At 46.6% G+C, this 21,075-nt stretch carries 20 protein-coding genes; 1 reads left to right on the top strand and 19 read right to left on the bottom strand.

The features are described from left to right. Positions 1-425: 425 nt before the first annotated feature. From ONT19_RS02075 to ONT19_RS02020, 12 genes are all read right to left on the bottom strand, one after another. Entirely contained in the window at positions 426-1,319 is an 894-nt protein-coding gene (locus ONT19_RS02075) for a YitT family protein (RefSeq protein ID WP_117587070.1), read from the bottom strand. A 148-nt stretch (positions 1,320-1,467) separates the two neighbouring features. Next, on the bottom strand, positions 1,468-1,653 hold the full coding sequence (locus ONT19_RS02070; protein WP_006847041.1) for a DUF4250 domain-containing protein: 186 nt from the start codon (positions 1,651-1,653) through the stop codon (positions 1,468-1,470). Positions 1,654-1,806: 153 nt separating this feature from the next. After that, on the bottom strand, positions 1,807-3,258 hold the full coding sequence (locus ONT19_RS02065; protein WP_118081960.1) for an NADH-quinone oxidoreductase subunit N: 1,452 nt from the start codon (positions 3,256-3,258) through the stop codon (positions 1,807-1,809). Positions 3,259-3,273: 15 nt separating this feature from the next. Further along, positions 3,274-4,773: a complex I subunit 4 family protein gene (locus ONT19_RS02060; RefSeq protein WP_117692674.1), complete on the bottom strand. Its 1,500-nt coding sequence runs from the start codon at positions 4,771-4,773 to the stop codon at positions 3,274-3,276. Between the two features lie 33 nt (positions 4,774-4,806). Continuing rightward, positions 4,807-6,762, bottom strand: a complete 1,956-nt coding sequence (gene nuoL, locus ONT19_RS02055; protein WP_264952409.1) for an NADH-quinone oxidoreductase subunit L — start codon at positions 6,760-6,762, stop codon at positions 4,807-4,809. Positions 6,763-6,768: 6 nt separating this feature from the next. After that, positions 6,769-7,077, bottom strand: coding sequence for an NADH-quinone oxidoreductase subunit NuoK (gene nuoK / locus ONT19_RS02050; protein ID WP_006846356.1), 309 nt, complete (start codon positions 7,075-7,077; stop codon positions 6,769-6,771). After that, a complete protein-coding gene (locus ONT19_RS02045; RefSeq protein WP_117587066.1) occupies positions 7,074-7,601 on the bottom strand; it encodes an NADH-quinone oxidoreductase subunit J family protein in 528 nt (175 codons plus the stop codon). The genes nuoK and ONT19_RS02045 overlap by 4 nt, the downstream gene beginning before the upstream one ends. A 15-nt stretch (positions 7,602-7,616) precedes the next feature. Further along, on the bottom strand, positions 7,617-8,147 hold the full coding sequence (locus tag ONT19_RS02040; RefSeq protein WP_117692678.1) for a NuoI/complex I 23 kDa subunit family protein: 531 nt from the start codon (positions 8,145-8,147) through the stop codon (positions 7,617-7,619). A 34-nt stretch (positions 8,148-8,181) separates the two neighbouring features. Then, positions 8,182-9,267 (bottom strand): NADH-quinone oxidoreductase subunit NuoH, encoded by a 1,086-nt coding sequence (gene nuoH, locus ONT19_RS02035; protein WP_117692680.1) that lies wholly within the window; start codon positions 9,265-9,267, stop codon positions 8,182-8,184. A gap of 2 nt (positions 9,268-9,269) precedes the next feature. Further along, positions 9,270-10,841 carry an NADH-quinone oxidoreductase subunit C gene (locus ONT19_RS02030; protein WP_117727079.1) on the bottom strand — a complete coding sequence of 524 codons (1,572 nt, stop codon included), beginning with the start codon at positions 10,839-10,841 and terminating at the stop codon, positions 9,270-9,272. Between the two features lie 19 nt (positions 10,842-10,860). After that, positions 10,861-11,586 carry an NADH-quinone oxidoreductase subunit B gene (locus ONT19_RS02025; RefSeq protein WP_022120134.1) on the bottom strand — a complete coding sequence of 242 codons (726 nt, stop codon included), beginning with the start codon at positions 11,584-11,586 and terminating at the stop codon, positions 10,861-10,863. Further along, positions 11,577-11,927, bottom strand: a complete 351-nt coding sequence (locus ONT19_RS02020; protein ID WP_022120133.1) for an NADH-quinone oxidoreductase subunit A — start codon at positions 11,925-11,927, stop codon at positions 11,577-11,579. Before ONT19_RS02020 ends, ONT19_RS02025 begins: the two co-directional genes overlap by 10 nt. A 155-nt stretch (positions 11,928-12,082) precedes the next feature. Between ONT19_RS02020 and ONT19_RS02015 the strand changes: the two genes are divergently transcribed. Further along, a complete protein-coding gene (locus tag ONT19_RS02015) occupies positions 12,083-12,355 on the top strand; it encodes a hypothetical protein (RefSeq protein ID WP_118139176.1) in 273 nt (90 codons plus the stop codon). Positions 12,356-12,972: 617 nt separating this feature from the next. On the opposite strand, the gene ONT19_RS02010 is transcribed toward ONT19_RS02015, so the two are convergent. The 7 genes from ONT19_RS02010 to ONT19_RS01980 form a co-directional block, all read right to left on the bottom strand. Next, complete coding sequence (locus ONT19_RS02010) at positions 12,973-13,599, bottom strand: deoxynucleoside kinase (protein ID WP_117587062.1); 627 nt, start codon at positions 13,597-13,599, stop codon at positions 12,973-12,975. Between the two features lie 36 nt (positions 13,600-13,635). Further along, positions 13,636-14,253, bottom strand: a complete 618-nt coding sequence (locus tag ONT19_RS02005) for a deoxynucleoside kinase (protein WP_022121469.1) — start codon at positions 14,251-14,253, stop codon at positions 13,636-13,638. A 178-nt stretch (positions 14,254-14,431) separates the two neighbouring features. Further along, the gene (locus ONT19_RS02000) at positions 14,432-15,613 is read right to left on the bottom strand and encodes an AGE family epimerase/isomerase (protein ID WP_181975246.1); all 1,182 of its coding nucleotides are present in this window, start codon (positions 15,611-15,613) and stop codon (positions 14,432-14,434) included. Positions 15,614-15,654: 41 nt separating this feature from the next. Further along, entirely contained in the window at positions 15,655-16,998 is a 1,344-nt protein-coding gene (locus tag ONT19_RS01995) for an MFS transporter (RefSeq protein ID WP_118139177.1), read from the bottom strand. A gap of 124 nt (positions 16,999-17,122) precedes the next feature. Next, a complete protein-coding gene (locus ONT19_RS01990) occupies positions 17,123-18,295 on the bottom strand; it encodes a glycoside hydrolase family 130 protein (RefSeq protein ID WP_153112835.1) in 1,173 nt (390 codons plus the stop codon). Positions 18,296-18,411: 116 nt separating this feature from the next. Then, positions 18,412-19,572, bottom strand: a complete 1,161-nt coding sequence (locus ONT19_RS01985) for a glycoside hydrolase family 26 protein (RefSeq protein WP_264952410.1) — start codon at positions 19,570-19,572, stop codon at positions 18,412-18,414. Positions 19,573-19,576: 4 nt separating this feature from the next. After that, complete coding sequence (locus ONT19_RS01980; protein WP_264953073.1) at positions 19,577-20,866, bottom strand: acetylxylan esterase; 1,290 nt, start codon at positions 20,864-20,866, stop codon at positions 19,577-19,579. Positions 20,867-21,075: the final 209 nt, after the last annotated feature.

Here is a 21,075-nt window from a genome sequence, read left to right as displayed (position 1 = left end):
TGATAGATGATTACATAAAATTAGTTCATATGAAGGCTGCGCTGGGTTACTGATATTACTGCATCGGGTAACTGATATGGCTGCATCGGGGTACAGATATTACTGCATCGGGGTACAGATATTACTGCGTCGGGTCACAGATATTACTGCGTCGGGTTACAGATATTACTGCATCGGGGTACAGATATTACTGCGTAAGCTAACGGAGACGTATCTGTAAGCTTATCGAGACGTCTGCATCAGCTAACTGAGACGTCTGAACTCGCTTACTGAAATACTTGAATTGTCTTACTGAAATACTTGAGTTGCTACCCTTCCACTGGACTTACCGAACCCAGACTTGCTCTTTTGGTAAAGTGAGGGTGTGTCATAAGTTTATGATTCACCCTCTTGACTTTTCCTGATGCACAAAAAAGCACGGAATATTAAACTCCGTGCTCTTTTTTGCTTTTATATTTAATCTTGTCAAAACCTTCACCATACACACCGATAACGGCACTCTGACTGACAAAGGCATGGGGATCAATCTCGCTGATAAGACGGAAGATAGCAGGAGCCTGACGCTGCTTGGCTAACACGAAAAGCATCTTCACATCCTGACCGGAATAAAAACCGCTGGCATTCACCACCGTTACTCCCCTATCAGCATCTACATTGATGCGCTTGCCTATCTCCTCATACTTCTGGGAAATGATAAAGAACTGTACGCTTCGTCTTCTGCTGTTTACCACCTGGTCGATGCAGAATGCCTGAACGCAAAGAACTACATAACCATATAACACCTTCTCCCAATCGTGTACCACCAGATAGCTGGAACTGATGATGAAGATGTCACATATCATAATCACTCTACCTAGAGAAATGTCGCGATACTTGTTGACGATGGCTGCGATGATATCCGTACCACCCGTACTTCCACCAACCGAGAAACCGAGTCCGATTCCGCAGCCACAGAAAACGGCACCCAGGAAAGCAGCCCATAAAGGTTGGTTTTCCAAAAGATGAACATCACCTAAACGGCTAGAGAAGAAAGAGGTCAGGATGGTTACCACGATAACGGCATAAACAGTCTTGACACAGAACTTTGCTCCCAAAATCTTGAACGCACATATTAACAAGGTGGCGTTGACGATAAAATACGGAATTTGCACAGGGCAACCGGTTGCCCAATAGATAATACTGGAGATACCAGGAAGTCCGCTTGCTGTTACATTGGTTGGCAAGAGGAACACGTTCCATCCAATAGCGTAGGATATCATACCTATCGCAATCAAAACATAGTCTTGTACAGACTTCCACAAGGGTCGAGGAGGAGTCATAATTAATTAATAATTTATATTTTTTAAAAGCTTTTGCCCTTACAGGGCGTTTTTTTAATGCAATTATATTTACCCAGGGCGTTGCCCTGGGCTAGGAGCTTCTGCCCTTACGGGGCGTGCTGACTATACATTTCTGGGCGTGTGGGTTTTACCAGAATTTCTTCTGCTGCTCTGACCACTCAAAACCTTGGGTAGCCATTTGGGCTTCTAATGCCGCACGGTTCACATTGAAGTGATTACAAATCTCATCGAGTGTTTCAAACTCGTGGTCACGAAGCAGGAAGTTGATGGCGCTTACGAGCATCGGAACATCATTCATTGGTAACTTATCCATCCTTTTTATATTGATTAATTAATATTTATTATTGATTACTTGAGGCACCATGCCTCTTTCGGGGTGCAAAATTACTGCAAAATTCAGACAATACCAAAAAAAATCCCAGCAATCTTTTACCGATTGCTGGGATTTTTATAAATTATTGATGATTTACGCATTCACTGCAACTGAAATCCAGTCGAAGACGAATGAGCAAATACCGAATGCTACGATACCTACGGTGCAGATTGCAAGCGCCAACTTGGTTGAGCATGCGCTCTGGAAAGTAGGAAGCGGATTATCGCTGTGCTTGATGAACATAGCCTTCACGATGAGCAGGTAGTAGTACAAGCTGATAACTGTGTTTACCAACGCGATGAATACTACGCCGTATGCCCAGGCTCCCAATGTGGTGTGGATGTCGTGTGTACCAACTGCTGCCATGAACACGAAGAACTTCGAGAACATACCAGCGAATGGAGGAATACCACCCAATGAGAACAATGCCAAGGTCATCAGGAATGCCAGACGTGGGTTGGTCTTGTACAAACCATTGTAGCTGTCCATCTGAACTGTACCGTTGTTGTGCTCCTCAATAGATGAGATGATGGTGAAGACGCTCAGGTTGGCTACTACGTAAATCAATACATAGTAAGTCAGGGCGCTCACGCTCATCGCTGAGTTACCTACCACAGCCAACATGATGTAACCTGCCTGAGAGATAGAAGAGAAAGCCATGAAACGCTTCAGGTCGCTCTGACGGATGGCAAACAGGTTAGCGATAGTGATAGAAAGTACAATCACGATGTAAAGCAATACGGTCCAGTACTCTACCATTGGCTGGAACACCTTCATGAGGATAGCACAGAGAGTAAACGCTGCAGCACCCTTAGATACTACTGACAAGTAACCTGTAACAGTAGTTGGTGCACCCTGGTATGAATCGGCTGTCCAGAAGTGGAAAGGAACCAAGGAAATCTTGAAACCGAGACCACTGAAGAAGAATACCATACCGGCGATGGTCAATGGTGAAGCTGAAATAACCTTTGCTACATCATCGAAGTACAAAGTACCACAAGCAGCATAGAGCAGAGAGATACCATAGATCATCACACCACTTGAGAAAGTAGCGGTAAGGATGAACTTAGCACCTGCCTCAGCAGAATTGTGACGGTACTTATCGAATGCTACCAAGCAAGCCATTGGCACAGATGCCATTTCGAGACCGAGGAAGAACAGGAGGAAGTGGTTGGCACTAACCATCATGTTCATACCGAGCAAGGTAGAGATAATCAGCATATAGAACTCACCCTCCTTGAAGGCAGTGTCCTTGCGGCTCAACCACTCCTTAGCCTGTACCATCACGATGAGGGTACCCAGCGCCAGGATAGTCTTCAAGACACCGGCAGCAGGACCTGTTGTGTACATGCCGCCAAATGCCTCTGTGGCTTCTGTTGGGAAGATATTGATGGCAATGTGAGCCACCATCAAGAGACATACCAGAGGATTGAACCACTTACGGTCTGCGCTCTTGGAACTGCAGAAGTCAGCAATGAAAGTGATCAACAGAACTACCATCAGGGTAGCTTCTGGAATCATATTTAAAAATTGACTGTAATTCATTTCTTCTGATATTTATTACATGATTACACTAAAGATAGGACCTACAGCGTCCATGATAATCTCCTCTGCCCAAAGTGGGAACATACCGAGACCTGCAACGCAGGCGATAAGACCTGCTACAGCGATACGCTCGTCCCAGGTAGCATCGTGAAGCTTCTCCAACTTTGGATTAGGAACCTTCTGATAAAGGATCTTACCAACACAACGCAGAATGTAAACCGCTGTTACTACGATTGAGGTACATGCGATGATGGTACATACGCGATGGAATGTATCTGCATTCTGGAAAGAACCTACGAAGATGGTCATCTCGGCTACGAAACCTGAGAAACCTGGCAAACCGAGGTTAGCCAAACCAGCTACTGCATAACCTACTGAGAGGAATGGGATAATCTTCATCAAACCACCCAGATAACGTACGTCACGTGTACCAGCCTGATGATAAATCATACCGATAACGGCGAAGAAGAGGGCGGTCATCAAACCGTGAGACAACATCTGGAGGATTGCACCAGTAGCGGCTGTCTCGGTCATCATACAGAGAGCGAAGAGCACCATACCACAGTGAGATACTGATGAGTAAGCGTTGATGTACTTCAAGTCGGTCTGTACACATGCTGACAAAGCACCATATACGATAGAGATGGTAGTCAGTACGAGGAACACCTTGATCCAGAATCCGTGAGTAGCAGCTGGCAAGAGGAACATAGCGATACGGAAGCAACCGTAACCACCAAGCTTCATCAATACACCGGCGTGCAACATAGATACGGCTGTTGGCGCACTGGCGTGACCATCAGGAGACCATGTGTGGAATGGGAACAGCGCACCAAGGATACCGAAACCGATGAAGAGCAATGGGAAGAACACGTTCTGCACGCTCTCTGGAATCGCATGAGCACCATTGGTATGGTGAGCGATATCGAGGATTTCGAAGGTCTGAGCACCACTGTAGAAGTAGATACCCAGGATACCGATAACCAAAAGGGCTGAACCACCCATCAACATCAAAGTCAACTTCATGGCTGAATACTCCTTTGCACCACTACCCCATACACCGATGAGGAGGTACATAGGAATCAGCGCAACCTCATAGAACATGAACATGGTGAACATGTCGATAGAGATGAAGAAGCCATATACACCGATGCTCAGGAGTGTGAACCAGAGGAAGTATTCCTTCTTCATTGGTTCCATCTGCCAAGAAGCAAATGTACCGGTGAACACGATGATAGAAGTCAGGAGAATCATCACCACTGAGATACCATCCACACCGAGTGAATAGTTAATGTGCAATGGTTCAAACCAAGGCACACAGTAGGTGAAGAGCATCGGAGCTTGGTCGGCTGGCATTGTCTCACGAGCTTCGAGAAATGCAAACACCAAATAGATGGAGAGGCCGAGCAATACGCTGGCACCTGCTACCATCACACCACGAACCTGCTTGTCGTTGCGTGCCAACCAGAGGCCGAGCAACATCAGGAGTGGTACTATGACGAATATACTTAAATTCATTTCTTTTCTATTTACTTAATTGTGAGACTTTCATTAAAATAGTGCGAGCAGGCACAATGTCAATGCTACGGTACCGGTGAGGAACCAGATAGCATAGCTGCGAACATCACCACTCTGCCATGGGCGGATGGTTTCACCTGCCTCCTGTGTACCCCAAGCCATGAAGTTGAAGGTACCATCGATAACGCGACGGTCGAACCATGCGATTGGCTTTGAGAAGCAACCGAAGACAATCTTGTGGGTGAAGAACTGCCAAGCATCGTCGATATAGAAACGGTTCAACGCTGCCTTGTGCAACTTAGGCATCTTCTTAGCCAAAGCGTCTGCCAATGGAGTCTTCTTAGGAGCATACATGTAAGTAGCCAGACCGATACCGATGATAGCAACAATCACAGATGTAGTTGCCACACTCATGTCGATATGGATATCGTAGCTCTGACCTGTAGCAGATACGAAGTGACCGAATGGAATCAGACCACAGAGACAAGAGATGATGGCGAGGAATACCAATGGACCCCACATCACGAAAGGAACCTCCTGTGGCTTGCGACGGTTCTCAGGATCAAGCTCATAGTAGCTCTGTCCCCAGAAGATTACGTAGTAGAGACGGAACATGTAGAATGCAGTCATACCGGCAACCACTGTCATGAACCAGCCCATGAATGGAGAGAACTGGAAGCAAGCTGAGATAATCTCATCCTTTGACCAGAAACCTGCGAATGGAGGAATACCTGCAATCGCCAAGCAACCGATGAGGAAGCAGATGTTGGTAATAGGCATGTACTTGTGCAAACCGCCCATGTACTCCTTGAAGTTGCTGCCGATGATGACGATGATGGCACCAGAGCAGAGGAAGAGCAATGCCTTGAACATAGCGTGGGTAAACAGGTGGAAGATACCAGCCATGTAACCCAAACCACCGTGGTGGTTATCTACTGCGAAGCAGACGCCGAGAGCTACGAGCATGTAGGCAATCTGAGAGATAGTAGAGAAAGCCAGACCACGCTTGATATCACGCTGGCAGCAAGCTACGGCTGCTGCATAGAATGCGGTGAAGGCTGCAATGTAAGCTACATAGTGAAGAGTCTCAGGAGCATACTGTACCCAGATTGGGAAGAGGCTGGCTACCTGATATACACCGGCTACAACCATGGTAGCGGCGTGGATCAACGCAGAAACAGGAGTTGGACCCTCCATCGCATCTGGCAACCAGATGTGCAATGGGAACATCGCACTCTTACCGGCACCACCGATGAACATGAGGAACAACGCTGTTGGCATTACCCAAGCAGCACCTGCCAAAGCTGAGTTCAACTCTGGCTGAGCATTCAAGTCATAGTTGAAGGTTCCTACATAGAAGCTGTAGAACAGGATACCGATGAGGAAGAAGAGGTCAGCGAAACGGGTTACGATGAACGCCTTCTTGCTGGCATGAACTGCAGCATGCTTTGGATAGTAGAAACCGATGAGCAGGTATGAGCAAACACCCACCAACTCCCAGAACAGATACATCTGGAAGATGTTGGTAGCTACTACCAGGCCCAACATTGACATGGTGAAGAGGCTCAGGTAAGCGTAGAAACGCTGCATACCCTTCTCATATTCCTCAACCTTGTAGTTCTCATCACGCTCTGCCATATAGCCGAAGCTGTAGATGTGAACCATGAAGCTGACGGTGGTAATCACGATGAGCATCAATACAGAGATTGGGCTCAGGCGGAAACCGATGTTGAAGGTGAGCAACTCAGTAAACTTCAACCATGTGAAATTAAATACGGTAACAGTTGGGTACATACCTGTTGAGGCATCACGACCCACTGCAAAGAAGTACTCGTATGCTGTATAGACAGACATCGCGAATACACAGCCCATCAATACGGTACCGATGAGTGCTGCTACCGGTCTTTTCATCTTCATACCCACAAGTCCCAGAACCAGGAAGCTCAGGAATGGCAGAAGAAGTATCAAAAATGCATAATTGTATTCCATTGTCTTTTAGAATTTCATGTTTTCAATACTGTTCACCTGGTCACTGTGATAGTTGCGGTAAACGTTGATAATAATAGCGAGTGCTACGGCTGTCTCGGCTGCTGCTACTCCGATAGAGAACAATGTGAAGAAGAAACCTTCCAACTGTCCTGGAAAGAGGATGCGGTTGAACACAGCGAAGTTCAGGTCGGCTGCATTCAATACAAGCTCGATGGAGATGAGCATGGCAACGAGGTTACGGCGTGTACAGAAGCCATAGACTCCGATGAAGAACAAGAGTGCTGAGAGCACGAAGAAATATTGTACTGGAATCATTTCTTATCCTCCTTTCTTGCGATTAAGATACCACCGATGATACATGCCAACAGGAATACAGAGATAAACTCGAATGGCAATACATAGCCATACTTGTCAGCACCTACCAGTGCAGAACCTACCTGGTCCATTGGCACCTCGGTGTCGGCTACGGTTGCAGCCATATCAATAAAGTGATTCTTCAACACGATGACTGCCAAGGTTACGAAACCAACGAGGCAGACGAGTGCGCGACCTACAACCTTGCTACCCTTGACATGCTCCAAAAGACCCTGGAGGGTACGCTTTGATACCAACTGGATAGCGAAGACATAAAGCATGGTGATACCACCGGCATATACAGAAATCTGAGCTGCACCCAGATAAGTATAGTCGAGCAGGAAGAACATGCCTGCTACACCGAAGAGTACGAACAACAGGAAGGTTGCCGCACGCATGATGCGCTTGGTGAACACGCACATGATGGCTGAGCCAAGGATGACTACTGCCAAGATGACGAACATAAATAAATTTGCTGTTATCATTGTCTAAAGTCCTCCTTACTTAGTCTTGGTGTTAAACTTACCGATTTCCAATGGAGCACCACCATCGATGAGGTTAGGAAGGCTTCCGCCCTTATAAACCTCCTTGTCAAGGTGCATCACCAACTTGTTGCGGTCGAAGACTGCATTCTCGAAATCGTTGACAAACTTGATTGCACCGAAGTTACATGCGTTGACACAGAGCTCGCAGAACATGCAGTCGCCCAAGTCGTACTGGTAATCTACCAGCTTGCGCTTCTTCTTGCCTGTCTCTGGGTCCTCCACCATCTCGGTCTGAATCTTGATGGTATCGTTAGGGCATGACTTCTCACACAATGTACAACCCACACACTTGTAAGCCTCGTTCTCATCACGAACAAAGACCAGGCGACCACGGAAACGTGGAGAGATGTGGAGTGTAGTCTTGCGGTTCTCAGGATACTGCTCTGTGCTCTTTGGTGTGAAGTACTCCTTCATGGTAGTCTTCATACCGATAGCGAGGGTTTTCAAACCCGCAGCAATACCGCCGAAATATGAATTGTTAGACATACTTTCTTATTATTATAATAATGTGTATTAAAGATTATCCGTGGAATCCGAATGCTACGCATACTGTCATCAAGATCAGGATGACCAGTGACAATGGCATCAGATACTTCCACTCCAACTTCAGAATCTGGTCGATACGGAGACGTGGGAATGTCCAACGTACCCACATCAGGAGCCATACCACCGCGAAGGTCTTACCGAAGAACCAGATGAAACCTGGGATGAGGTTCATCAGATTGTCGAAGCCCTCGATACCGATGTTCAATGGCGCCCAACCACCGAGGAATACGGTAGAAGCAATACCAGAAATCACGAAGAGGTTGAGGTACTCTGCCAGGTAGTAGAAACCGAAGCCCATACCTGAATACTCAGTGTGGTAACCAGCGGTCAACTCACTCTCAGCCTCAGCCAAGTCGAAAGGACCACGGTTAGCCTCAGCATTACCTGCTACGAGGAATACCAGGAAAGCCAGGATAGCTGGCACATGGCCCTTGATAATCAACCAGTTCCAAGCACCAGTCTGTGCCTCTACGATACCGCTTACCTGCATGGTGCCGGTAAGAACTACTGCAGAAATCAGACAGAGACCGAGAGACATCTCATAAGAAATCATCTGTACGGCACCACGCATGGCAGATACCACAGAGTACTTGTTGTTAGATGCCCAACCTGCGAGGAACACACCCAGCACGCCGATAGAACTTACGGCTGTGATGAGGAATACACCTACGTTGAAGTCAAGAATATGAGCTCCCTTGTTCCATGGAAGGAATGAGAAAGTACCTACAGAGGCAATGATCACGAGGAATGGTGCTATGTAGTAGAGCAGCTTGTCGGCTCTATCTACAGCGAAGATCTCCTTGATCAACATCTTGAGCACGTCGGCGAATACCTGGAAGATACCCCAAGGACCTACACGCATAGGGCCAAGACGGCACTGGAAGTAGGCACACACCTTACGCTCCATGAAGATAAGTACGATAGCGATGAGGGCGTATGCTGTCAAAATACAGATACCCACGAGCACGCACTCAATCAGAATCGACAGGAAGTCGCCCAGACCCAAGGTCTGGCGAAGCAGATTGTCGATGAATGTTGTTACTATACTAAAATCAAACATAATTATCTATCAATATCAGGGATTACGAAATCGATTGCTGCACCTGTAGTGATGAGGTCGGCGATCTTCTGACCACGGAGCATTGGATCCAAGGCTCCTGTGAGTGAGAGACCCATCGGACGCATCTTCATACGGTATGGACTCTTGTCACCCTTTGAGTCGAGATATACACCAAACTCGCCGCTGGCACCCTCTACAGAGAAGTACCACTGTCCCTCTGGAACCTTGATGATTGGCTTCTGCTTGATGTAGTACTCACCCTCTGGAATGTTGTCAATCAACTGCTCGATGATGTCCAAGCTCTGATACAACTCCTGGATGTGTACATAGTAACGATCCATAGAATCGCAACCGGTAAGGGTGATTTCCTTCCACTCTACCTTGTCGTACATATCGTATGGATGACGCTTGCGGGTATCGTTCTTCCAACCTGATGCACGACCAGCAGGACCGGTTACGGCATAGTTGATACAATCCTCATAGTTCATTGGACCTACACCTTCGAGACGGTTGTGGGTAATCACGTTGTCGCCGAATACGTCGAGGTACTCCTGAATCATCGGACGGAGATACTTGCAGAGGGTCTTCACATTCTGAACGAAGTTAGGGTCGATATCTGCCTGCAGACCACCGATACGGTAGTAGTTCTGGATCAGACGGCCACCGGTTGTCTCCTCCATCACGTTCAATACGTGCTCACGGTCGCGCATACAGTAAAGGAATGCGGTCAAGGCACCCAAGTCCTGTGCGGTACAGCCGAGGTACAACAAGTGTGAGTCGATACGCTGCAACTCATCCATGATGGTACGGATGTAGCGGATGCGGTCTGAGAGTTCAATACCCATAGCCTCCTCGATAACGCCTACCAGAGCGTGGCGGTGCATCATCGCAGAAAGATAGTTCAGACGGTCGGTCAATGCCAAGGTCTGAGGATAGGTCATGTTCTCCCACATCTTCTCGATACCACGGTGGATATAACCGAGGTGTGGATAGATACGCTTCACGGTCTCACCATCGATAACGGTCTGCAAGCGGAGCACACCGTGGGTAGATGGGTGGTTAGGACCGATGTTGACCACATAGTCATCCTCGTCGAAGCGACGCTTCTCTGTAGCAACGAGATGTCCATCCTCGCTCAAGGAATACTCCATGGTGAAGTCATCCTCTGGCTCATCAGTACAAGGGAACTTGTTTGCCTCAGGACTCATATCGAAGTCCTTGCGCAATGGATAGCCCTGGAAATCGGTACGGAGGAAGAGACGACGCATATCTGGGTGACCCAGGAACTTGATGCCGACAAAATCGAAGACTTCACGCTCCAGGAGGTCAGCTACCTTCCAAAGGTTAATAACTGTAGGAATCACATCACTGCCATCCACCTTCTTGGCGATGGTCTTTACTGAGCAGCGCTCGTTGGTCTGAGTATTCTCGAGAATATAGATACATCCGAGACCTTCCTCACCGAAGTCTTCACCGATGATGGTAACAAGGTAGTCGAAATGCTTCTCGTTCTTCAACTTCGCCATTTCAGAGGCGAAATTATCAAAACTCAATTCAATATTATTCAGTTTCATGTTCTTATACCTTATTATATTAATCAGTTAGACCTTTCTGAGGGTCGAAATCCTCAGGTACTTCAGTTACGATGATAGGCTCCTTGTGTCCGAGCTTCTCGCTGTCAGAGAGGTTCTCGTTGCTCAAGCCGCGAAGACCACCCTTGCTCATAGAGAGTTCCTTCTCATCCTGAGACATCTTGTGGTTGGCACCACCGAAGAATTTCTCAACCTTTACCTTACGCTGCAACTGCATCATACCATAAAGGATAGCCTCAGGGCGTGGAGGACAACCAGGGATATAAACATCCACAGGAACCAACTCGCTGATACCACGAACCACATTGTAGCTCTTCTTGAACGGACCACCAGAGATGGCGCATCCACCTACAGCTACCACATACTTAGGCTCAGCCATTTCATCGTACAAACGTTTGAAAACAGGTGCCATCTTATTGGTAATAGTACCGGCACACATGATCAAGTCAGCCTGACGTGGAGAGTTACGGGTTACCTCGAAACCGAAACGTGAGAAGTCGTAACGCGCACAACCTACAGCCATGAACTCGATACCACAGCAAGAAGTACCGAAGGTCAAAGACCAGAGTGAGTTACTGCGTCCCCAGTTGATGGCAGCATCGAGCGAACCGACTACCACGTTAGCACCACCCTCATTGAGCTCCTGCGCAATCTTTTCGAGGGTATCATTGTCCTTAAACTCGTCGTAAGGAATACTCTTGATAGAGGCTCTTTTGTTTACTTCCATTCCAATGCTCCTTTCCGCCAAGCATAAGCAAGGCCAAATACCAATACCAACAGGAAGAACCCGATGCTCACGAGAGCCATAGATCCAAACTGCTTAACTACGACTGCCCATGGGTAAAGCAATACTGTCTCGATGTCAAACATCAGGAAAAGGATGGCGAAGAGGTAGTAGCCGATGTGTGATGGCAACCATGAGCTGCCACGAGTCGGAATACCGCACTCAAAAGGTTCACCCTTTACCGGATTGTATGAACGAGGACCGATCAACTTCGCGATGACATAAGCAGCCACCACCAAGGTTACAGCCGTCAGCAAAACGGTGATAAATAGTGTAAAGTTCATAAATTTGTTATAACGTTATTTTATATAAATGCTTCTAAGCGGCTGCAAAGGTAACACTTTTTTCTGAAAGAGCACATTTTTTTATGGTTTAATTTGCATCCAAAGTGAAAAAACTCAAAAAACAGCCTGATTTCATCAGTTAACAGACAGACTTAATGGTGGATCAGAAACGGAGAAAACGAGCGTATTTTGTAGCAAAAAGGAACAGAGCAGTAGGAATTTTTACCCAAAAATTCATCCGCTTCGACATTGTTTCCGGCACAACTTTCATCGCCTCTCCTACCCTGTATAAGAAGGATGAGAAAGAGATTATCTATAATCTCAATGGCCAGCAAGTAGATAAGACCTCTGCTCAAGGCGGCATCTTCATCTCCCGCCAAAAAGGAAAGTTCTATAAAGCATCCGGCTCTTCCGGGGGAAGAAGATAGTTCTGCTGGCGTATTCAGATGTTTGAATAAGCAAAAGATTATGATTGAATAAGCGTATTCAGATGTTTGAATAAGCGAAAGGATATGATTGAATAAGCGAAAGAAGACGTTTCTTTGGGTTCAAAGAGACGTCTCTTTTAGTTTTAGGAGACTGCTTCTCGAGTTGAAGGAGACTGCTTCTCGAAGGTTGCCACTAGGCTCAGCAGACCTGCCGAGCCTAGTCAGCAGCTCTGCCGACTGCAGTCAGCAGGTCTGCCGAGCCTAGTGACAACACCTTTTAATCGTACAACTACAACCCTTATAGTCGTACAACCATACACCCTATAGTCGTACAACTATAAACCTTTTAGTTGTACAACCATAAACCCTTTAGTTGTACAACCATAAACCTTTTAGTTGTACAACCATATACCTTTTAGTTGTACAACCATATACCTTTTAGCTGTACAACCATAAAACGCAACCCCGCCAGGCGTTTCTCCTTTGACGCCTAGCGGGGTTGCGCTTTTTACCTTTATGATAAGGACTTGGGGGACTAGCGATGGAATCGCTAGGAACGGGGGGGGCGAAAGGGGTTAAGGTTCTTTTTACCTTTTTACCCTTTTACTTTTTTACTTTTAAACCTCCTTTTCAGCAAACAGGCCGAAGAGCTCAGCATCTATCAGGTCAGTAACCTTCCGGAAGTCTTCCGGATTCTCTCCGAACTCCAGATTATCACCATCGATGATGATGAGGCGACCTTTATAATCCTTGATCCAATCCTCATAACGCTTGTTCAAACCCTGGAGGTAATCGATGCGGATGCTCTTCTCGAAATCGCGGCCACGCTTCTCGATATGCTTCACGAGCGTAGGAATGCTGCTCTTGATATATATCATCAGGTCAGGGAGTTTCACCAGACTGATCATCAGATCGAAGAGATCGGTATAGTTTTTGAAATCCCTGTCGCTCATCATACCGATATCGTGAAGATTAGGCGCAAAGATACGCGCATCCTCGAAGATGGTTCTATCCTGTACGATGGTCTGCTCTGAACGTGAAATCTCCACAACATCATGGAATCGCTTGTTCAGGAAGTAAATCTGAAGATTAAACGACCAACGTTCCATATCCTTATAATAATCAGCCAGATATGGATTATTATCTACCGGCTCGAAATTAGCTTTCCAGCCATATCTCTTGGCAAGCATCTTGGTTAATGTTGTCTTGCCGCTACCTATATTTCCTGCTATTGCTATATGCATCTTTGGTAATGTTAAATGTTGAATGTTGAATTGGGCTTAAGAGAACAGCCCGAAGAGCTTGGCATCTATCTTATCTACGATTTCACCAAACTGCTTGGGATTGTGCTCGAAATCGAGATTATCAACTTCTACGATAAGCACCTTGCCCTTATACTTGTTCATGATGAAATCTTCGTAAAGATTGTTGATACCTTCCAGATAATCCAAAGGCATCTTCTGCTCATAATCACGGCCGCGCTTCTGGATATTCTTCACGAGGTGAGGAACTGAAGAACGGAGATATATCATCAGTTCAGGCATCTCCACCACTTCCATCATCGACTCGAAAAGCTCCATATAAGTCTCGTAGTCGCGCTGGTCCATGTTGCCCATCTTCCGGTTGTTGGCCGCAAAGACATAAACACCCTCAAAGATGGTGCGGTCCTGGATAACCGTCTCTTTACTGTGTTGGATTTCCAGCAGATTCTTGAATCGCTGCTTCAGATAGAACACCTCCATATTGAGAGCCCATCGCGAGATATCCTTGTAATAGTCATCGATATAGGGGTTTTCAGCCACGGGCTCCAAGTACTGTTTCCATCCATAATGTTTAGAAAGCATCTTGGTGAGTGTTGTCTTGCCACTACCGATATTTCCTGCTATTGCTATATACATTTATTTTTAATGTTTAATGTTTAATGTTGAATGTTGAATTTTTGATGCGATACCACCCTCAATTCTACATTGGCTGCAAAAGTACAATAAAAAATCGGGATAAACAAAAAAATCCAAGCAAATATATGATTTGCTTGGATTTTTGTATTCTATTCCTGCCTTGCAGGGAATCTGTATGTTAATAGTCACGTTCGATGAGTTCGAGACACATACGGGAATTGTGGTAAGGACATTTCCAGAAACCCGCCTTATCATCCTCCTTGTTCACCGTACCATCTTCCAGGATAGCCCAGTGCCACTCACCGTTCTTGGCATCCAGCAGATGCTTGGCTACATAGTTCCAGCAGGAGATGGCAACCAGAAGATTCTCTTCGGTACGGAAATACTGATAGAGGTCGATATGTCCGATGATGTTCTCGCACTGCACCCACCACTGGCGCTGGAGATCATACTTATCTCCATCTTTCCAATGCTCATAAACCATACTGCCATCCGAACGTAAGCCTTCATCTGCTGCATCGGCTATACGACGGATGATGCGCTCTATCTTATGCAGCAATATCTTATCGTCCAAAACCAGCGCGGTTTCGTGGAGCAGCCAGGACGCCTCAATATCATGACCATAGCTCTCGATGTTGCGCTTGCCCTCCCACTCGTCATTGAAGAAGAGGTCGAGATGATAAGTCTCCTCGTTCAGAAGCTTATCGGTGAAGATGTCGAGCAGATTACGAATGCTCTTCTCCAGTTCCGGAGTCTTCCATACACGATAAAGATTGGTATATGGCTCGATGATATGCAGATGGGTATTCATCGTACGGGAACCATTCTCATCCTTATCAGAGAGACGCATGTCTGCAATCGGATTCCACTCACGGGTCAATGCCTCGATATATCCGTTGTTCTTGGCATCAAAGGCATGCTTCTCGATGTCATGATACAGAGAGATGGCGATATCCAACGCCTCCTTGTCGCCTGTTGCACGGGCATACTCCGAGAAACCATAGATGGCAAAGCCGATGGCGTAAGTCTGCTTCTTGGTATCGAGCGGATTACCCTGATAATCAACACTCCAGTAGATGCCGCCATATTCCCTGTCGAGGAAATAATCGCGCACATAATCCTTGGCACGGGTGGCAGCCTCAAGATACTCCGGCTTCTTCAAGACACGATAGGCAGCAGAAAACGCCCAGAGGATACGGGCATTCATCACTGCTCCCTTCTCGGCTACAGGATGTACCTGGTCGTTACCGTCTACACGTCCGTAAAAGCCACCGTTTTCTTCATCTTTCACTTTCGTTAGCCAATAGCTGAGGATGTTGTTCTCCAGAACATCCCGCATCGTTTCTTTAAGATTTTCCATTTTTCCTTTTTTAATAGTGATTATTAGTTATGTTAAAACAATTATTTGCGGATAGGGAACTTCCAGGCAAGCACCATCAGCAGGAAGGCGATGACGGCTGGGAAGAGTGAGAACAATGACCATACCATCGTAAGCACAGAATCGGTGACGCTGGCTGGGTCGATCATCGTATTACCCATCTTATCTGTTATCATGTTGGCACCTGCCCAGCCCAGGAAGAGGGCGATGAGAGAACCGGAAATGGCGGTACCAAACTTCTGACTCATCGTACCGGAAGAGAAGATAAGACCTGTAGCTGATGTTCCGAAATGCTCGGTATGGTAGTCGGCTACATCGGCATACATAGACCACATCAATGGCGAATAGATACCGATACCCATAGAGGTAAGGATAACGATGGCTATCATCACCCAGATATAAGACGGATTCATCGGGATGAAGAAGAAGACAACCGAGAGTACCAGACAGAGAGTTGCAGCCCAGAAGAATGCCATGCGCTTGCTGCCTACCAGACGGGTGAACCAAGGAGATACACCACCGAAAATCATACAGGTTACTTCACCGAATGCCATGAAAACGGTATAGTTGATAATCAATCCCTCGATGGTTACATTGCCATGCAGACAGTAATCAAACATATAGCCAGCAACGGCATAGCGGAATCCGTTGAAGAAGTTGGTACACACGGCGATGGCTGTCATATAGAGCCAAGCCTTGTTGTGAACGAGGTCGGCAAACTGCTGGAAAGAGAACTTCTCAGCGCGCTTCGGCTTCAGACGTTCCTTGGTCAGGAGTCCGCAAGCCAATGTCATCACAGCTGCAATAATACCGAGCACGGCACCAATGACAGCATACTGATGAGCGGCAGAACCACCTACCATTTTCTGGAGATAAGGGAAAGAAAGCAGGGTAACGAATCCCATGGCATAAGCACCTACCATACGGAAAGAAGAGAACTGGTTCTTCTCATCATCATCCTCGGTCATCACACCGAGCAATGAGCCGTAAGGCACATTCACCATGGTATATACCGCCATCATCAGCAGATAGAGGGCGTAAGCATAGATTCGCTTGCCCACAGGACCGAAGTCTGGAGTATAGAGCAAGAGGGCGAATATCAATCCGAAAGGAATGGCACCATAGATGAGCCAAGGACGGTAGGTACCGAAACGGCTCTGAGTACGGTCGGCAAGAGTACCCATCAGCGGATCAGTAACCACATCGAACATGCGGGCTACGAGCATCAGTACTGCCGCATCCGCAAACGAGAGTCCGAAGACATTTGTAAAAAACAGAGGAAAAGCGATAGACATCACCTTCCATACAATACCACCCGCAGCGGCATCACCCAATGCATAAGCTATTTTTTCTTTTAAACGAGCCATTTTTTTTTAATGTTGAATGTTGAGTGTTGAATGTTGAATGTTACTAAAAAAGGGATTCGCCCCTTATCCATATTCAATAATACGGATGAGGAGTACGAATCCCTACAATCTTAATACCTGAAACTTATTTACTTAAAGTCTGTTTATTCTTTGCTACCAAAGCCTTGATCTTCTCTACAGAGAACTGAGTACGATAATCATCCTTTGGTGTATTCATGCAGTAGTCTACCAATCGGTCGATGGTAGAAGTTGCCACATGCATGCGGGTATCAGAAGAAGCATAGTAGATGAATACCTTGCCATCCTCATCTGCAATCCAACCATTGGCAAAGACTACGTTCATTACATCACCGATATACTCAGGACCTTCCGGTACGAGGAGATATCCACCTGGTTCTGCAATCACCTTTGTAGGATCCTCAAGAGAAGTCATGTACATATAGAGCACATAGCGGAGACCGCTGGCACAGCCACGAACACCGTGAGCCAGATGCAACCAGCCCTTATCAGTCTTGATAGGATGAGGACCCTCACCGTTCTTCACCTCCTGGATGGTATGATAGTGACGGGCATTGATGATCTTCTCTTCCTTGATTTCGGCATGAGTGATATCATCAACAAGAGCCCAACCGATACCACCACCAGAACCTGTATCGATGAAACCATCCTGTGGACGGGTATAGAAAGCATACTTGCCATCAACGAACTCCGGATGGAGAACCACATTGCGCTGCTGGCTCTTGGTCTTCAAGTCAGGAAGGCGCTCCCAGTTTACCAGGTCCTTGGTACGGGCAATGGCTGCTGTAGCAGTAGCAGCACTGAGGTCTCCAGGCTGTGCATCATCATGACGCTCTGCACAGAACACGCCATAGATGTAGCCATCCTCATGAGCTGTGAGTCGCATATCATAGATGTTGGTAGCAGGAACAACATCCTCCGGCATGGTGATAGGCTCATCCCAGAAACGGAAGTTGTCAACACCATTAGGACTCTCTGCTACGGCAAAGAAACTCTTGCGGTCAGCACCCTCCACACGTACAACGAGGAGATACTTGCCGTTCCACTTGATGGCACCCGAATTGAGCGTAGCATTCATCATGATGCGCTGCATGAGATACGGATTGCTCTTCTCATCGAAGTCGTAACGCCACTCTAATGGAGTATGTTCTGCGGTGAGGATTGGGTTCTTATACTTTTCATAGATACCATTTCCCCACTCTACCGGTTCATTCTTACGGCTCAACAATTCCTCATGATGAGCGCGGAGTGCTTTCACTTTGTCTTGAAATGTAGTCATATTTTATTTTATATTAATGTTGAGTGTTGAATGTTGAATGTTGAATGTTGAATGTTGAGTATAAAATGCACATTGAACTAATGCCAATTCAACATTCAACATTCAACATTCAACATTTATTTAACCTTTAAAACATCTTTGGCAAAGAGGACTTTCTTTTCCTTCTTGAACTTCTTGAAGTCCTCGACGATATCCCCGTCACCGACTCCAGGGAGGTAAGCCTCTTCCTGAGGTTTATCCCAGGCATTACGCCAGAAGAGTACATAACTCAACTGATACTTCTGAAGTACAGGCCAAAGGGTTTGGGTAAACCAGTCCTTCTTGCTGGCGATACCTCGGCAACCCGTTTCGGTGAGGGCAGGAATCTTGCCAACCTTCCTGGCTGCTTCCATCAGCACATCGAGCGTAGCAGCAAGGTTCTGCTGATAGTTGGCATCGCTGTTGTCGAACTCGTAGACATCAACACCCAGCATATCCACATACTTTTCTCCCGGGAATCGCTCCAGGAATTTTTCTACCGTCTTCTCGTCGCTGAGATTTGGTGACCAAGCCCAAACGATGTTATTGCACCCTGCTTTAGTAAGTATATTTAGGGTTTTTACGTATAATTGGTTATATTGTACAGGTGTGCAACTGCTAGCTCCCCACCAGAACCATCCGCCATTCATTTCATGCCATGGTCGGAAGATGACAGGAACCAGTTTACCATCGTTTGTCTTCAAAGAAAGGATGAAATCGGAAACCTTCTTGAGCCATCCGTCGAACTTCTGTTGCTGGGCGCCTCCATCCAGAATAGCAGCTACAGCATCACCTTTCGGATCCCAGGCATTCTCGCCAGTAACCGGATTCCAAGGATGCCAACTCAAAGTAACGATGCCTCCTCTCTCATTTTGGGCAATGATTTCTTTTCGCATACGATCGAAAGACACGCCATCGAGGTTTTCCTTGCTGTCCAACTCTATTTTTCCAAGATCGAAACCCATCACAGCAGGATAATCACCTGTAGTGAGGAGTACATCGCTCTTTCCTTCATCCCATTTCCAAGTAGTACCATACATCGGATCATCCTGATGTCCGAGCATGATTCCCTTGTTCAGTAATTTCTGCAGTCTGACCTTCAGTTGCTCTGCCGGAGTATTGCAACATTGCTTTTTACCCTTGCAGCTGGAAGTATTGGCAGTCTGGACTGATGCGCCCGTAACGCCATCAACCTGTGCCATTGCTCCTTGCATCGCCATGAGGCAAGCTGCACCAATCAAAATTCTTTTTCCTATCATATATCTATTTCTTTAATTGCTGAATAATCCAAGCCTGCCATTCATCCCACTGCTCCTGATACCAGTAATGACCGGTCATCTGGTACAGACTCAAGGTCTTAGGCGCTTTTACCGAATTATAAAGTCCGTAAGACGATGTTGGGGGAACCACCTCATCATTATAACCGAAACTGTACCAGCCAGGAACGGTGATGCGACGGGCGAAGTTGACGCCATCATAATAGCGTGCACCTTCGAGTCTTGCCTTTTCCAAATCCGTAAGTTTCTGCTCTTTCCATGCAGCCCCCTGCGCCTTATCTTCCTTATAGAAGTAGTGAGGCCAGCCACCTGCAACTCCGTGAATTTCAGCCTCATAATCACACATAGCATCATGAACAGGAGCCAGGAAAGTGATTCGCTTATCGAGAGCTGCCACAGCGATGGAAAGGAATCCACCCTGTGATGAACCCGTTACACCGATAGTCTTTCCGTTCCACTCAGGAAGAGAAGCAATATAATCCACACCACGGACAGCACCGGTTACCACCCGTCTGTAAGCATTGCGATAAGGATTCTCGAGATTGGTATCCCAGTAACCTTTCAGCTCGCCATTGGCAAGATCATCATAAATTTTCTGCTGCATGGTAACAGGAACACCGTGAATACCGATTTCCAGTACGATGCATTCAGCAGGAGCCGTATAAGTATCGCCGGCATAAGGGCGTACACCCGCACCAGGTACACGGAGCAAAGCCGGATACTTACCTTCTTTTACCGGTACACTCAGGATGCCATACATCTTAGAGCCCCATCGGTTGTTGTTATAACTGATTTCATATACATTCTTATCCTTGGTACAACGCTCAGGCAGAAGCACCTTGGTAGGATTGAGGTCATTCTGTCTTGCCTCATCCAGTGCCTTCTTCCAGAAAGCATCGAAATCCTTAGGTTCCTGTGCGAAAGGCTGAATCTTCTCCGGAGAGAAACCTGCCGTGCAAAGTCCCTCGTAATCCTTTCCATCAACATGAGCGATAACCTTGAGGCGGTAGAAGCCCGGTCTGTTCAGACTGCCGCACCATTTCATGGTTCCGTCTTTAAGAGTGGTACTTTTCTTCACCTCCGGAAACATTGCCGGTCCGGCTTCATAATCTACCTTCACCTGATTGAGTAGCGTACCGCTCTTTCTCACATTCACCGTAAAGTTAGCCTTCTCGCCTACCCGGTAATTCCAGTCCTGATGGTCAGGAGTTACCGTTACCACGATGTTGTTACCTCTGATTTGTGCGCTGAGGCTTGAAGTCCCCAGCACACTCATCAGAACACCTATAATTATTAACCTAAAAACATTTGCTATACGATGATTCATATTGTCGTTGGTAATCTTGTTAGTTAAACATTCTGTTTTACGGTTGCAAAGTTAGGCATAATTTCCGATATATCCGTGTATTATTTTGCTGAATAAACATACTTTGTTGCAAAGGCAGAAAAATATTCGGAAATATCTGAAAAAAGAAATAAGAATTG

Source organism: Segatella copri (assembly GCF_026015625.1).
GTDB lineage: Bacteria > Bacteroidota > Bacteroidia > Bacteroidales > Bacteroidaceae > Prevotella > Prevotella copri_H.
This window is presented reverse-complemented; position numbering and strand designations above follow the sequence as displayed.

Bases quoted from the DNA above. Each gene is read 5' to 3' on its own strand.
- ONT19_RS02075 (WP_117587070.1), bottom strand. From the start codon at position 1,319: ATGACTCCTCCTCGACCCTTGTGGAAGTCTGTACAAGACTATGTTTTG.
- ONT19_RS02070 (WP_006847041.1), bottom strand. From the start codon at position 1,653: ATGGATAAGTTACCAATGAATGATGTTCCGATGCTCGTAAGCGCCATC.
- ONT19_RS02065 (WP_118081960.1), bottom strand. From the start codon at position 3,258: ATGAATTACAGTCAATTTTTAAATATGATTCCAGAAGCTACCCTGATG.
- ONT19_RS02060 (WP_117692674.1), bottom strand. From the start codon at position 4,773: ATGAATTTAAGTATATTCGTCATAGTACCACTCCTGATGTTGCTCGGC.
- nuoL (WP_264952409.1), bottom strand. From the start codon at position 6,762: ATGGAATACAATTATGCATTTTTGATACTTCTTCTGCCATTCCTGAGC.
- nuoK (WP_006846356.1), bottom strand. From the start codon at position 7,077: ATGATTCCAGTACAATATTTCTTCGTGCTCTCAGCACTCTTGTTCTTC.
- ONT19_RS02045 (WP_117587066.1), bottom strand. From the start codon at position 7,601: ATGATAACAGCAAATTTATTTATGTTCGTCATCTTGGCAGTAGTCATC.
- ONT19_RS02040 (WP_117692678.1), bottom strand. From the start codon at position 8,147: ATGTCTAACAATTCATATTTCGGCGGTATTGCTGCGGGTTTGAAAACC.
- nuoH (WP_117692680.1), bottom strand. From the start codon at position 9,267: ATGTTTGATTTTAGTATAGTAACAACATTCATCGACAATCTGCTTCGC.
- ONT19_RS02030 (WP_117727079.1), bottom strand. From the start codon at position 10,841: ATGAAACTGAATAATATTGAATTGAGTTTTGATAATTTCGCCTCTGAA.
- ONT19_RS02025 (WP_022120134.1), bottom strand. From the start codon at position 11,586: ATGGAAGTAAACAAAAGAGCCTCTATCAAGAGTATTCCTTACGACGAG.
- ONT19_RS02020 (WP_022120133.1), bottom strand. From the start codon at position 11,927: ATGAACTTTACACTATTTATCACCGTTTTGCTGACGGCTGTAACCTTG.
- ONT19_RS02015 (WP_118139176.1), top strand. From the start codon at position 12,083: ATGGTGGATCAGAAACGGAGAAAACGAGCGTATTTTGTAGCAAAAAGG.
- ONT19_RS02010 (WP_117587062.1), bottom strand. From the start codon at position 13,599: ATGCATATAGCAATAGCAGGAAATATAGGTAGCGGCAAGACAACATTA.
- ONT19_RS02005 (WP_022121469.1), bottom strand. From the start codon at position 14,253: ATGTATATAGCAATAGCAGGAAATATCGGTAGTGGCAAGACAACACTC.
- ONT19_RS02000 (WP_181975246.1), bottom strand. From the start codon at position 15,613: ATGGAAAATCTTAAAGAAACGATGCGGGATGTTCTGGAGAACAACATC.
- ONT19_RS01995 (WP_118139177.1), bottom strand. From the start codon at position 16,998: ATGGCTCGTTTAAAAGAAAAAATAGCTTATGCATTGGGTGATGCCGCT.
- ONT19_RS01990 (WP_153112835.1), bottom strand. From the start codon at position 18,295: ATGACTACATTTCAAGACAAAGTGAAAGCACTCCGCGCTCATCATGAG.
- ONT19_RS01985 (WP_264952410.1), bottom strand. From the start codon at position 19,572: ATGATAGGAAAAAGAATTTTGATTGGTGCAGCTTGCCTCATGGCGATG.
- ONT19_RS01980 (WP_264953073.1), bottom strand. From the start codon at position 20,866: ATGAGTGTGCTGGGGACTTCAAGCCTCAGCGCACAAATCAGAGGTAAC.